General features: G+C 39.1%; 11 protein-coding genes. 8 read left to right on the plus strand and 3 right to left on the minus strand.

Going from position 1 to position 13,828, the window contains the following annotated elements:
* Window positions 1-62 precede the first annotated feature (62 nt).
* Window positions 63-551, plus strand: a complete 489-nt coding sequence (locus FBB35_RS21180) for a hypothetical protein (RefSeq protein WP_174711270.1) — start codon at window positions 63-65, stop codon at window positions 549-551.
* A 94-nt stretch (window positions 552-645) separates the two neighbouring features.
* Window positions 646-1,026, plus strand: a complete 381-nt coding sequence (locus tag FBB35_RS21185; protein ID WP_174713728.1) for a DUF423 domain-containing protein — start codon at window positions 646-648, stop codon at window positions 1,024-1,026.
* A gap of 189 nt (window positions 1,027-1,215) precedes the next feature.
* Here the strand turns inward: FBB35_RS21185 and FBB35_RS21190 are convergent, their stop codons facing one another.
* Window positions 1,216-1,983, minus strand: a complete 768-nt coding sequence (locus tag FBB35_RS21190; protein ID WP_217481666.1) for a nucleotidyltransferase domain-containing protein — start codon at window positions 1,981-1,983, stop codon at window positions 1,216-1,218.
* Here FBB35_RS21190 and egtC point away from each other — a divergent pair.
* The 5 genes from egtC to glpK all read left to right on the plus strand — a co-directional run bounded on the left by egtC (window position 1,982) and on the right by glpK (window position 9,045).
* The gene (gene egtC / locus FBB35_RS21195) at window positions 1,982-2,770 is read left to right on the plus strand and encodes an ergothioneine biosynthesis protein EgtC (protein WP_174711271.1); all 789 of its coding nucleotides are present in this window, start codon (window positions 1,982-1,984) and stop codon (window positions 2,768-2,770) included. The genes FBB35_RS21190 and egtC overlap by 2 nt on opposite strands.
* Before the next feature lie 154 nt (window positions 2,771-2,924).
* Window positions 2,925-3,119 (plus strand): hypothetical protein, encoded by a 195-nt coding sequence (locus FBB35_RS21200; protein ID WP_174711272.1) that lies wholly within the window; start codon window positions 2,925-2,927, stop codon window positions 3,117-3,119.
* 866 nt (window positions 3,120-3,985) lie between these two features.
* Window positions 3,986-5,278, plus strand: a complete 1,293-nt coding sequence (locus FBB35_RS21205; RefSeq protein WP_174711273.1) for a hypothetical protein — start codon at window positions 3,986-3,988, stop codon at window positions 5,276-5,278.
* 955 nt (window positions 5,279-6,233) lie between these two features.
* Window positions 6,234-7,403, plus strand: coding sequence for a helix-turn-helix domain-containing protein (locus tag FBB35_RS21210; protein WP_174711274.1), 1,170 nt, complete (start codon window positions 6,234-6,236; stop codon window positions 7,401-7,403).
* Window positions 7,404-7,530: 127 nt separating this feature from the next.
* A complete protein-coding gene (gene glpK / locus FBB35_RS21215; RefSeq protein ID WP_174711275.1) occupies window positions 7,531-9,045 on the plus strand; it encodes a glycerol kinase GlpK in 1,515 nt (504 codons plus the stop codon).
* Window positions 9,046-9,049: 4 nt separating this feature from the next.
* Here the strand turns inward: glpK and FBB35_RS21220 are convergent, their stop codons facing one another.
* On the minus strand, window positions 9,050-10,336 hold the full coding sequence (locus FBB35_RS21220) for an MFS transporter (RefSeq protein WP_174711276.1): 1,287 nt from the start codon (window positions 10,334-10,336) through the stop codon (window positions 9,050-9,052).
* 1,287 nt (window positions 10,337-11,623) lie between these two features.
* Here FBB35_RS21220 and argC point away from each other — a divergent pair.
* Window positions 11,624-12,595 (plus strand): N-acetyl-gamma-glutamyl-phosphate reductase, encoded by a 972-nt coding sequence (gene argC, locus FBB35_RS21225; RefSeq protein WP_174713730.1) that lies wholly within the window; start codon window positions 11,624-11,626, stop codon window positions 12,593-12,595.
* A 160-nt stretch (window positions 12,596-12,755) separates the two neighbouring features.
* Here argC and FBB35_RS21230 read toward each other — a convergent pair whose 3' ends face one another.
* Window positions 12,756-13,754: a DUF1350 family protein gene (locus FBB35_RS21230; RefSeq protein WP_174711277.1), complete on the minus strand. Its 999-nt coding sequence runs from the start codon at window positions 13,752-13,754 to the stop codon at window positions 12,756-12,758.
* Between the last annotated feature and the right edge of the window lie 74 nt (window positions 13,755-13,828).

Here is a 13,828-nt window from a genome sequence, read left to right on the forward strand (position 1 = left end):
AGTAGAACCTTTACGAAAGTCAGGTTAAAATCGCTAGCAAAGTTCAAATTTGAAGTGGAACTATGAAAACTGCTGAAAAATTGGCTGCCGGTTGGCTACTGACATTCGGATTTATGTTTGTAATGCTATCAGCAGCAGACGTATTTAATAAAACGAATATGGAAAAATCAATCACGCTACCCTTAGCCTGGGATGGCTCGATTGAGTTCCCAGCACCAACAGATACCCCTGTAATTGATAAGACTGTGGTAGAACGTCTAATTTTTGGCGTTCCTAGCCTAACACTGGGGACATGGTTAGCATTGGGATTATATCGTCAAAGTCGGCAAGAAAAAAAGGCCCTTAATCAACAAGTTAGCGATCGCCTGCAATCGATTTTTTATGGGATGCTACAAGAAAATCATGGTCGTGTAACTGTTTTAGGCTTTGCAATGAAGTCACAACTACCCGCAGTCCATGCTAGGCAGTATTTAGACGAAAAAGCTAAAGAATTCAATGCAAACTTTAAGGTGAACGAAGAAGGGGCAGTATCATATCATTTTGATGTCTAATTGTCATTTGTCAATAGTCCTTTGTTATTTGTCCTTTGTTATTCACCAATGACTAATGACCAATGACTATTTTACCAACTTACGGCTAGGTCTAATGACGCAGATTTTTTTGAGCATAGCTGCCATTTTAGGCGGTTTGTCAGTTGCTGCTGGTGCTTTTGCTTCCCATGCATTGCGGGAAAAAATTAGTGAGCGATCGCTAGAAATTTTTGAAACTGGCGCTCGTTACCAAATGTATCATGCTCTGGCACTTTTTCTCGTAGCAATCCTAATTAGTCGCACTGAGTCCCCTCAACCCACTCTCATCGCGAGTGGATGGCTGTTTATCGCTGGCATTGCTATTTTTTCAGGTAGCTTGTATGCCATTAGCTTAACTGGTATTAAGTCCTTGGGAGCGATCGCACCACTAGGCGGGGCAGCCTTTCTCGCTGGTTGGGGTACCTTAGCTTTTGCTGCTTGGAATTTAAAGTTGTAAAAAAGTTAGAAATTAATAGTTAAGGGAATACCAAAAAATAAATTATCCGATATTTGTAGGGTGCTTTTAGTTCACATATCACGGTGTATTACCTCGTTCTATCTAACGCATCCTACAAATTGGATATTTTTTTAGTTGGAAGTCTTCAAAGTAAGAAGAATATTTTCAAACAGAATTTACAAATAAAACTTATTTCCGTAATTTTACATTAGTTCTCAGGCGTACTAGCAAATTATGTAAAGCCGCATTCGCTGAAGGTACTTCAGGTAATAGGCTAGATTCGTATGCTTCCTGTAACTTATTACGCAGACGTTCATATTCTATTTGATGAAAATCTACATTAAAATTTGACACAACAGACTTTTCTTTCCCTGCTAGCTTTTGGGTAATTAAATCATGAATATATGGTAAATTGAAAACCTCATTTAATTTAATTAGATTAGCTTCAACTATACCTGTTTGCATCAAATAAATCCCTGTCAATAAAACTCGATAAACATAAAGTAAAGGTTTTAACCGATACGTGTGTTCATTTTCAAAAAGTTTCCATTGTGTTGCTGCAAAACCAATATAATGGTAATAATGGTGACGGGTAATACAATCTTTAGCAATAAATTTTAATTCCTCATATTCGGGTGAAGTTTTCAATACCAAAGGTGAGTATAGTTGTTCTAATACGTAGCCATTTTTTTTAAGCAGCATTAAAAAGAATTTTTTGACATCATGAGTTACTAAATCAATTTCTAAAGCTTCGCGAATTTCTGAAACTTCAATAGTTTCATTCCCAGTTTCTAATCCTACAACTTCTTCAACTGGTAAAATATGCACCCCACGCAAGTCATAATCAGAATCAGGTGAGGGAAAACCATATAAGTGGGAACCACTAATGATGGCGAATAAAAGCGGGTAAGGCTGTTGCCCAATAATTGTGTTAATAGAAGGTGGAATATTCATCATGTGCCGTTTACTTGCTTACCTTGGTTCGCCTGTTTCTTTAGAGCATCTTTTGTACAAACCAGAACACTCACTCGTAGTTCAAGGTTACAGACCCCGCGAAATGACTTCTGGGGTAGTAAATGCAGATGGTTTTGGTGTGGGTTGGTATCATAGCCAAAAAGATATTGAACCATTTACCTACAAAAATACCCTACCTATTTGGAATGATATAAACTTACCCAGTCTCAGCGGTTACGTTGAATCCAAGTGTGTGCTTGCTTATGTCCGCAGTGCTACATCCGAACAAGCCGTAGATTTTGCTAATTGTCAGCCCTTTAAACATCAACAACAGCTATTTATTCACAATGGAAAGATTGAAAATTTCCACAAAACATTACACAGAAAAATCCGCAGCACTTTAACTCAAGATTTTTACGAAAAAATTAATGGTAATACTGACTCTGAACACATTTTTGCATTGTTACTTTCACAAAGTCAAATTAACAAACATCGGCCTCCAGAGTATGCTTTACGTACTACACTATTAACACTATTAGAGATGGCAAAGCGCTATCAAGTAGAAGCCTCAATCAATATAATCTTCAGTGACGGGCATCGCCTGATAGCCTCTCGATTTGCTACAACTTCTCCGGCTCCATCTCTTTATTGGATTAGAGACGATCCAACTTTTTCAAATTCTATAATTATTGCGTCTGAACCTCTATTTATAGGTAACTGGAATGCTTTTCCAGAAAATAGCATAATTACTGCGGGAGCAGACTGTGAGATCCAAATCGAGCAACTTTAGCATAAAAGAAGCTATTTTTCAAAGCTATGGATGAGATGCTTCTGACCCCAGCAAAAGAGAACAATTAGAATCTCTGTTGCTGGAGTCATCTTTTCACTCAATAAATTTGAACGTCCTGTAAATATTAGCCATTGATTATTGCTGCATCGAAGGTGTGGGAAAAATTCTGCTGAATATAGGAAGCCGTGGCTTTGGTTTCGTTGCAGCTATATTTGCATTAACAGCAGAAGAGTTATTGCTTACCTCAGAGAGGATATTTGGTTTGTTATTAGTAGAATTGGGAGAATCACTCAATGGAATAGCCAAAGGTGAATTTGAAGATACGGAACTAATATTTTCAGTATTTTGATTGTTGGGCTTTACCGGAGTTTGACCTTGACATGGAGTAATCATCAAAGTCGAAGTTGTTCCTAATGCTAGTATGAGTAAATGAGAAAAATATTGTTGCATGGATATTTGCAAAATGGGTTGGTAAATATTCAAATTTTCAAGGAGTTGTGCTTGCTCCTAGTTACAAATAAACCGTAGCTATAGGATGTAAATCATGACAACGTTGTCCTATGTAACCTGATTTTTGGGTTGCATAAGTGAATGAATACTAGCACTTACTAGTAAATTAATTATCTGAAAAAGCTTAAGCGTACCGAGTCAAATACCCTATAGATTAAGGGTTATGCAAATTTCTCTTTAATAAAAAGAGGATAGCTATTTCAAGACTGCTGAATCAGTCTGTTAGAGAGATAGCAAATAGATACACCTGAAATAGCTGACGTTTTTTTCATCAACTATAGCCAGCACAACCATTTATACTTTAGTTGTATTTCACCTATTACTAAAAGAGGAATACTACTGATTTTTTAATAAAGCTAGTTTATAGGAGATCAACTCTTAAGTGGCATATTTAAGTAACGAAAGTAGAAAGTATATGAACTTTTAATAAAACCTGAGCTTTATGAAGTAAATTCTGTAAATAAATACGTGTATACGTTCAGTAATAGATACTATTTGTTTATCTCCATACATCCTAAAGCCGCATCCCCTTCGTATCAGAGGAACCAGCCAGCAATCAAGTGATAATTTTTTGAGCTTATGTCGATATTTTAAGCTTTACGATTCCATCTGAAACTTTCAGAGCATCTGGGGATTCTTACAAGTTAGACTAGACTTCTCTAGTTAGGAATAGCAATACCCACGCCCCTATTTTTCTGAAAATATATGAAATTTAGAACCTTCAAATATCCTTTCGCACTCATGCTAGTCAGCTTCAGTTTTTTGCAGACAGCTGATGCTCAAACTCCTGTAGCTGAAATCTCCAAGCTATCTCAAGAAGTTTCTGTACTTCGGAAACAAGGACCAAGCGGGTTACAACTATTTCTCAAATCTCATGCGAATAGGCTAAATAGTAATTCTTCAGATGCAGTTCTACCTTCATCTGCACTCCGGGTAGCTTTAGACGAACTCTGTCAACAACGAGATTGTTATGCCTCTCGTCTCTACTGGTACACTGATATAGAGCAAGCCAAAGCTGCTGCTAGAACTAGTGGTAAACCTATTTTATCTCTGCGGTTGCTGGGCAGATTAGATCAAGATTTGAGTTGTGCTAATAGTAGGTTTTTCAGGGTAGCACTGTATCCGAATGGTGAAATTTCTAAGCTCCTTCAAGATCACTTTATCTTGCACTGGCAATCGGTGCGCCCTGTACCTAAAGTAACTATTGATTTTGGCGATGGACGCAAGTTGGAGCGGACAATTACAGGCAATAGCATTCACTATATATTAGATGCATCGGGTCGTCCAATCGACGCAATTCCAGGATTATATAGTCCCAAAGCATTTTTGCGTCAGTTACAGCAGGCTGAAGTAGCGGTAAAAGATTATAGTAAACTTGCAAAAAGCGATCGCGAGGCTTTTTTAAAAAAATACCACAGCGATCGCTTAAATTCTATCCAAGCCCAATGGGTTGCAGATTTATCCCGCCTGGGTATCCAGTCTCCTCCTAAGTTGGTGAAAATTCCCAGCAATCCCAGTCAGCCACCGACAGCAGAAAGAGCAAGTTCTCTAGCAGTTTCTAAGATGAGAGTTGAAACGCCAATGCTGAGTGCTTTCCAGTCTGATGTTGAACGGAATCAAAATGCTTTAGCTGAAATTACCGACCAGGAAGTTTGGAACAAAATCGCTCAACTCTATGCCGCCGATGTCAAGCTAGATCAAAATAGCATCTCTTTGATCAGAGCTAAAAAGTCTCAGCCTGTCAACACGAAAGAAGATAATTTGCCGATAATAGTGAAAAAATTTGAAACCACAATGGCTTTAGATACAGTTAGAAATGAATATATGCTACACAGCCAAATTCATCAATGGTTTATGCAAGGAAAGCAAACAAGCAGTGTGGAAGCCCTAAATGAGCAAGTATACGCCCAACTCTTTTTAACTCCTAGTTCTGACCCCTGGTTAGGGCTTTTCCCCAGCGATAGCTACAGCGCCATTGATAATGATGGCATCCGTTAAGTTAATACAGCAGATTTTAGGTATTTACACCACAACGGAGACGAGGACTTGAGAATAGGACAGTACAGTTCAATTGCTTTAAAAGCGCTGTAAATTGAAGCAAATAAAAGGGAGTGACGAGATTTTATAGTATTGACACCTCACCCATCACTCCTCATAACTTGCGCGTTGATTAGCTGTTACGCATTGTTAAATTACATCAGCTGACTGCTTCATTTATCCTCTAACTAAAGAGGCGGATACTTGTTAAGTTGCTATGTGATTTCCTATACGCCTATTTTTAATTTACCAAACAGAATTCAGTAATTAGAATTCCGTTTGGTATTTTATATGACTGGCAAACTTCAGTTTTCCTTTGCCTGTGCTAGAAAATTCCATAATTGATTTTAAGAGCGAAAGACTTTGATTCCCTACTTTTTATAGAAGTTGGAAATCTTGTTGTGAAATTTCTTACCAATGAATGTATTCATAAGCACAAATATACTTAACTTAGATTATATGTCTTTGGTAGTAGTGGCTTGATTCTTATGATGGAAGTTGGGAAAAATATTATCAGTTATGCTAGGTAATATTGAAAATAATTATCGTTAATACTAATTCATTCATTGGGGCAATGACAAAGTGGCTTAAACAATAGTGAGAAATTCAGTTTGAGAACGGGGTTTTTCTGGTTATGCTGTCTTATCTAATTTTGTCTGCTAGCCATAATTTTTATTGGCTTATTAGTTTGGTTATAAATGAGCCTAACCTTAGATCAGCAAGTTGGACGCTCGTATTGGCTGATTTTACCGAATTGTCCCACCAAAGGTAGACGTAATAACTATCAAAATACCGTAGGGTTAATTGTAACAAAGTATTCAAATATATATAAATATTAATAGACACTCCATAATTTCTTACTAGTAGATTTGATTTTTTTTGCTCAACCTCTGCAAACAAGTAGCGGAAATTTAAGGTGAACATAGAAAAATTTATCCAACGTACAGAAATATTGCACAAGCGTTTAGCAGATTTATACCAAACTGCTAATGTATTACCTTGGATTCCACCGGAGCTACTGCCGCAAGCTTTAAAAGAACTCTATAACACCTTAAAGATAGTACAGTTAGCGGCACAAGAACTGCATCAGCAAAATGAGGAACTATTAGAAACACGAAATTGGCTAGAAGCAGAACGCCGACACTACCAAGATTTATTCGAGTTTGCGCCGGACGGCTATTTAGTGACTAATACAGAAGGAATCATTCAAGAAGCTAATAATACTGCAGCGAGGTTGCTCAATGTTTCAAAGCATTTTTTGGTGGGTAAACCAATGATGAACTTTCTTCTTCTAGAAGAACGTCAACAGGTTCGCTGCGAACTCATGCAGTTATCTGAATCAGACAGAGTTAAAGAGTTATTGGTACGCTTGCAAAAACGTCATGGTGAGTCCTTTGATGCAGCTTTGACAGTGACAGTTGTCCGCAATCAGCAAGGTAAGGCAATCTCTCTGCGCTGGATGGTACGTAATATTATTGACCGTCAGTATTTAGAATCAGGAATAGTCAAGAATGACGGCGACTTGTTCAACGATCGTCAAGTGCATAAACACTCTAAAGGAGAAACTATTCCCCTCAATCCACTAGTAATTTGGTATGTTTCTCAGGGTTTGGTCAAACTCAGTACTTACTGTGAAACTGGTGAAGAAGTGTTGATAGGATTGGCAACAGCAGGAATGGTTTTTGGCTCTAGTTTGACTTCTTTAAATATCTACCAAGCAACAGCATTATCTGATGTTAAGTTGGTATCAATTTACGCGGCAGAGATAGAGGCTTCTCCAAATTTGAGCCATACGCTTTTACCAAAAATCAATCAGAGGTTACGGCAAACAGAATCTTTTTTAGTTATTTCTGGAAGGCGACGAGTACAAGAGCGCTTGCACTATCTATTAGAACTTTTGAAACGAGAAGTGGGTGAAACTGTGCTGGAGGGAACTCGCCTAAGTGTTCGCTTTACTCACGAAGATATTGCTAGCGCCTGTTGTACTACCAGGGTAACAGTTACACGATTGATGGGCAAATTACAAGAAGAAGGTATTATCAGTTTTGACTCCAAAAAACACATTATCTTGAAAGATTTCCATTAATTACAGATGGGTATCTGGTGAGAAAAGATGACCTAAATGTACACAAAATAATGTATATGTGATTTATACGCATTTCTTTCTAAAATCGGGATGCATAGATTGGGCTACGCAGTATGTCAAAGCAGCTATGCACACACTTGGCGACACAACTCTATCATCGGGCTACATCTTAGCACTGGACTTAGGTACGACAGGCAACCGCGCCTTTGTGTTTAACGCAGACGGCAAGATTGTTGGGCAGGCATACAAAGAACTAACTCAGTATTATCCTCAGCCCGGATGGTTAGAACACGATGCTCAACAAATCTGGAAAGATACGTGTTGGGTAATGCAAACCGCAATTGAGAATGCCCAGATTGTTCCATCAGCGATCGCAGCATTGGGACTAACTGTCCAGCGTGAAACCTGCTTGATTTGGGACAAAACTACTGGTAAACCACTCCATAGAGCGATCGTTTGGCAAGATCGTCGCACTGCTCCCCTTTGTCACGAGTTAAAAGAGCAAGGCTATGCTGATGAAATTTATGATCGCACGGGATTAATCATTGATGCCTATTTTTCTGCTACTAAGCTCAGGTGGCTATTAGATAAGTTTACAGACGTTGACCTAAACAATGTCTTAGTAGGCACTATTGATACCTGGGTGCTGTGGAACCTCACAGGTGGGAAAGTCCATGCCACCGATCACAGCAACGCCAGTCGAACAATGTTAATGAATCTCAAAACCTGTGAGTGGGATGATAATCTACTAAATCTATTTCAAATTCCGGCTCATATTTTGCCCCAGATTCAGCCTAGTTTAGGAGTATTTGGAGTTACTGATGCGACTTTGTTGGGCACTGAAATTCCTATTACTGCGATATTGGGGGATCAGCAAGCGGCTTTATTTGGTCATGGCTGCGATCGCCCCGGTTTGATGAAATGTACTTACGGAACTGGTAGCTTTTTGGTTGCTCACACAGGCAATCAAATTGTGCGCTCGCACCATCAACTTATTTCTACGGTGGCATGGACACAAGCAAATCCAAGCGGAGCATTGGATGTAGGTTATGCCTTAGAAGGTAGTATGTTTACTAGTGGAGCTTGTATTCAATGGTTGCGCGATCGCCTAAAGCTGATTAAAACTGCTGCTGAAAGTGAAACGATGGCAAATCAAGTAACAGATAATGGCGGAGTCTACTTTGTGCCTGCATTTAGTGGGCTGGGCGCACCCTATTGGGATATGAGCGCCAGGGGAGCCTTTTTTGGCATTACCGCCAGCGTCCAGCCAGAGCATCTAGTACGCGCCGTGTTGGAAGCGATCGCATATCAAGTTTTGGAAGTAGTACAGGCGATTAATTCATCTAGCAGTACTCCCGTTGGTCGATTAATCGTAGATGGTGGTGCTTGCGAAAATAATTTTTTGATGCAGTTCCAGGCTGATGTATTAGGTATTCCAGTTGAACGGCCGATAATGCGCGATACGACCGTTCAAGGTGCAGCATTTGCAGCAGGTTTAGCTATAGGATTTTGGGAGAGCTATGAAGCGCTGGTGCAGCAACGGAAAATTGAGCGTGTGTTTGAACCGAGGAGCGATAGGCCATTATCTAACTTTGATACTTGGCAAAAAGCAGTGAAACGCACTCTGGCTTGGGAGGAGTAAATGCTTACTGTTCAGGCAAAACTTCAACTGAATGGTTACTAAAATTTTGTTCCAGATAACGTGGATCGCGCACTCCTACGTGCAAAACTAGTGCTGTAACTAATCCACCTATAGCTGCTACCAAGAAGGCAGTTCTATAGTCAATGTTATCTACTATCCATCCACCTAAAAGGGGAGCAAGCATTGTGGCAGGGGCAACAAGGGTATTACCAAGACCAATATAGGCTGGTCGTTGACGCTGATTACCAAACTCTAAGGTCATTACCGCAGCAATATTTTGTAGAGCGCTCATACCTATTCCTGCTCCTAAAAATACCAAGTAAAAACAGTTTACATTTGTTGCTAACCCAGCTAGAAACGCACTGAAAGCACAAACAACAGAACCGACTTCCAAGACCAACTTGTTACCCCAGCGATCGCCTACCCAACCCAAAACCAATCCAGCAATAGTTTGCGTTCCCATCAGCACGCCAGTAATTAACCCAATAGATGCTTCTCCCATACCTTGATGATGTACAGCATAGAGTGTATAGAAAGGAAGTGGCATTAATGCTATTTGTGAAAGCATACGTGCGATCACAAAGTAACGGAAATTCTTATCGCACCGGAGAATCATATTAAGACTGTCCCAAAATTCACGTCTAGTTTCAATGGTCGATAATGAGTTGTTTACTGGCTCTCGCGTCCTAGACATAAAAAACCAAGATAGAGCCATCGCAACACTGGCACACACAAAACAGAGAACAAAGTTAAATGGCTGGGCAATTTGCTTGAGTAGTAAACCAGCACTCAAAGCACCAATGATACTCATCAGATTAGCAGCCGCAGCTAAAGCACCGTAAAAAATGCCAAGCTTTCCCGATGGAACAATTTTAGTAACCATACTTTGCCAAGCAGGAGCGCTAAATCCGCTACCTAGTCCCTGCCAAATGAGGATGGCGAATGTCAAAGATAAGATAGTTTGGTGATTGAGTTGTAGCTCTAACAAAGCAACCAGTGCTAATCCTAAAAAAGGAAGTTTTTGGTGAATTGTCAACCACATTACAGTTGGTTTGTAATACTGTAATCGAGCTATTCTATCAGCTGTTAATAGCTGAGGTAGTTGCCAACCTAAACGCGGAATAGCTGGGATCAGACCGATGAGCAATGCAGAATTGGTAAAACCACTAACAAATAGAGGGATAATTGTGATATAGGAGGCAAAACCAGCTCCTAAACCAAAAAATGCACTTTCAACAACATTGACGGTCAAGTTATGACGAAGGTCTTTTTGAATTTTAGAGTTAGGCATTTTTATAGATATTGCAAGTGTAGGTAAGTTTTTTCTTCCATACCAAAATCCGGCTTGAAAAAGCCGCATTTAGAGTGTTAAAAATGGGGAAAATAAAGCTATTAGAAATCTATCTCTCAGTTAGAAGAGTGATAGGTTTCTGTGTTATTTATTACTATTTTTTTTCGATTCTTTTGGATATTGTTTCTCTAAAATAGGATAAATACTTTTAAATTTTCTAGTTTTTTACTCACGAGTGATTTTGGTAAACTGGGACAGTATTTTAAACAGGTTTATGTTCTTTTCTTAAGCGTTTAGTAAGTGCTAAGTACCGAACAAAAATCTGAGTTCCATAGATTGTTCCCAGATGCCGCACTTAAATCATCAATTGGAAAATATTTTTGTAAAAAATCTCAAGTTATTAATCTGCAAGGTTTTTAGCAATTTACACTCCAACAATTTGGAACAAATACTGTAAACCGCGATTGTACTGAGAGATGGGCAAAATAAGTCAGGTATTGTCCAATACGGTTCGGATAAGTATTTTTCACTTTCCTTGTGGTCTGGGTAAAGGGTAAGGGGTAAAGGGGAAAGGATGTATTCAAAACCTTTTCCCTTTCCCCTTTACCCTTTAACCGAACCGTATTGAGGTATTATCCAGGTGTATTTAGCAATAGGATGAGGGCAAAGTAGAACTTGGAAACAGATCATCAAAGGGTTGAATTGCACGCTTGGTAAGCTGAAAGCTTTGCATAAACAAGGCTTTCGGGAAATTATTCCTGGTGAAGATGAAGAATACGCCAAGTTGACGTGGTACTCATACGTGCGATCACAAAAGATATAATGCAATAAAATAAGTTAAGTTGATATAAATAAAGCAAACTATGTTAAGAAACATAAATAGTCTTAAAGTCTTTACTAATAAACAATGACAAAGGACAAATGATAGCCCTTGCCAGTTAGCTTTAATTGCGCCAACCTACTTACTGGTGTAAAGCCCAAGTATGGGAAGAAAGCGTGACTTCTTAATGCCAAGTCTGCGGATTTTTTCTGTCGGTAATTATCTAATTTTTTACCACCTTATAAATTAAAAAATTGAAACCATCCGTTTTCTGCATAGGACAAGAGACATTTAAAGCCTTTTTGAAGATCCTTCAGAAGGTGCAGAGTAAACCGTTGCGAGTCAGAGTTTCCCAGAACTATTGCGTGGTAAGTTTGATTTGGGGTGTAAATTCCCATCTTGAACTTTGATAACTGATAGCTGTTTTAAAATACTACTGACATCTAAGGATACTCCCCCCCCGCATGATTACTAAACCTAAGATTTTCATTGATGGCGAATCAGGAACCACAGGCTTACAAATTTATTCACGTCTCAATCAACGGGATGATATGGAACTAGTCAGCATTGAGGCATCTAAACGTAAAAATGCAAGTGAGCGAGCCAAACTCATTAATGCCGTCGATGTTGTTATTCTCTGCCTACCTGATGATGCAGCCCGCGAAGCTGTTAGCTTAGTAAGTAGTACTACGGTTAAAATCCTTGATGCTAGTAGTGCCCATCGCACAGCTAATGGCTGGGTATATGGGTTCCCTGAACTCAATCCAGGACAGCGAAAGAAAATCGCTAGCGCCCAGTTTGTTAGCAATCCAGGCTGTTATCCCACAGGATTTTTAGCCTGTATCCGTCCGTTGATTGCTAAGGGACTTTTAAAAAATAATTTTCCCATCACCGTGAATGCAGTATCAGGTTACTCTGGTGGTGGAAAGAATCTTATCAAACAATACCATACCTTTCATGAACAGCAAGCCGGGGGCGAGTCACTATATCCTTATGGAATCTACGGTTTGCAGTTTGGACATAAGCATGTCAAGGAAATGCATTATTATTCAGGGTTAGCATCGCCGCCACTATTTGTACCTTCAGTAGGGGATTTTGAGCAAGGGATGCTAGTTCAAGTGCCTTTGCCGTTAGGAACTTTGGATAATCCACCATCAGGTAAGGTAATCTATGAAGCGATCGCTGATTACTACCAAGGTGAAAAATTTGTGCAGGTTACTCCATTCCAAGATTCTACTCTGCTACGAGACGGAATATTTTTGGATGCGATTGCACTGAACGGCACTAATATTGTTCAGGTTTTTGTATTTGCCAATGACACCACCAAAGAAGCATTGCTAGTTGCTCGTCTCGACAACTTAGGCAAAGGCGCATCAGGAGCCGCAATCCAAAACCTAAATATTATGTTGGGCTTTCCAGAAGAGTTGGGATTGTTATAAAAAAATTGGGAATTGGGAATTGGGAAGAAGCAAGGGAGCAGGGAGCAGGGGAGGCAGGGGGACAAGGAGGAATTATTGAATAAGTCTCTCCCTTATCTCCCCCCTCTACCTTGTCTACCTTGTCTCTTCTTCATGCCCAATGCCCAATTCCCCATTCCCATTATTTTGATTCTTTTTTCAGTTCGTTAAGTAATTGGATTACATGATTCTCAAAACCTTTATTTCGGTTTTGAACTGATTCAACCAAAGGTTGATCAAAAAGATTAATAACATATTTACCTAATTGAATACCTAAAGGTTTTAAATGCCCACCTTCAAGAGTTTCCAGAAATTTTTGAGGTGGTTTTTTAAGAATATCAGTAAACCATTCACAGGTTAATTTGGCAATGTTGTCAGACCGGAAACAGACTAAACCCATAATATGAAATAGCCCACTATCCTTGATTAAATTCTTGGTTTCTTCAGGAGTTGGTTTCACACCCCAACCAAGATTATCAATGATATTCGCTAAAAATTGAGGACGAATTGCGCTCGCTGTATCGCTAATATCAGGCGCTAAAAGGATAGAAACCTGCCCTTTAATAAAGACACTATTAATTTTAACTTTCCGATTTACATAAGTGCAAATTAGTTTCTGATCTTCTGCAATTTTTCGTTGAAGCTCCTCAAAGAGAATATTAATATCTGCAATGACAGTTTTTATCTGTGACTCATTTGAAGTATAAGCTAGCAGACTCCGAATAAACTTTTCCCTTTCTTGAGGCTCTGGAGGTAAAGCAGTAAAGCCTTCTAACAAGGAAATATATTTACAGCCAAGGCTATGTCCAATCCAAGAAAAGTTTTTATCATCTAGATAGGCTTCATAATCATATCCTTCAACAGTTGCCATCCTCACAAGCTCTGGCAGAATTTCATACTGCTCTCTCATGAGAAAACCCGCTTCTACATAATGGTCAAACGTAAAATTAAACGGTAGAAGAATAATGGTATATCCCTGCTCAAATAGAGATTGAAGAAGATGGCGATAAAAAAGCATGGGTGCAAATGTACCAAAGAAAGCTCCTGCAACAAATTGAATTACCCCTTTAGGCTGTGGATGCAGAGCAACCCAACTGTGAGAAACAGGTTTAAATCTCAGTTTTAAATTTGTATTGACCATGATTTAGCAATGAATCTATCTGATTTTGGTAACTGTATGCTTAATCTCCAAACTGAAGTTGCTGCTTTTCGGAT

The organism is Nostoc sp. TCL240-02 (assembly GCF_013343235.1).
Classification (GTDB): domain Bacteria; phylum Cyanobacteriota; class Cyanobacteriia; order Cyanobacteriales; family Nostocaceae; genus Nostoc.

What these genes read in the sequence shown, in the direction of transcription:
- FBB35_RS21180 (WP_174711270.1), top strand. Translation starts at nt 63, where the DNA reads ATGAAAACTGCTGAAAAATTGGCTGCCGGTTGGCTACTGACATTCGGA.
- FBB35_RS21185 (WP_174713728.1), top strand. Translation starts at nt 646, where the DNA reads ATGACGCAGATTTTTTTGAGCATAGCTGCCATTTTAGGCGGTTTGTCA.
- egtC (WP_174711271.1), top strand. Translation starts at nt 1,982, where the DNA reads ATGTGCCGTTTACTTGCTTACCTTGGTTCGCCTGTTTCTTTAGAGCAT.
- FBB35_RS21190 (WP_217481666.1), bottom strand. Translation starts at nt 1,983, where the DNA reads ATGATGAATATTCCACCTTCTATTAACACAATTATTGGGCAACAGCCT.
- FBB35_RS21205 (WP_174711273.1), top strand. Translation starts at nt 3,986, where the DNA reads ATGAAATTTAGAACCTTCAAATATCCTTTCGCACTCATGCTAGTCAGC.
- glpK (WP_174711275.1), top strand. Translation starts at nt 7,531, where the DNA reads ATGCACACACTTGGCGACACAACTCTATCATCGGGCTACATCTTAGCA.
- FBB35_RS21220 (WP_174711276.1), bottom strand. Translation starts at nt 10,336, where the DNA reads ATGCCTAACTCTAAAATTCAAAAAGACCTTCGTCATAACTTGACCGTC.
- FBB35_RS21230 (WP_174711277.1), bottom strand. Translation starts at nt 13,754, where the DNA reads ATGGTCAATACAAATTTAAAACTGAGATTTAAACCTGTTTCTCACAGT.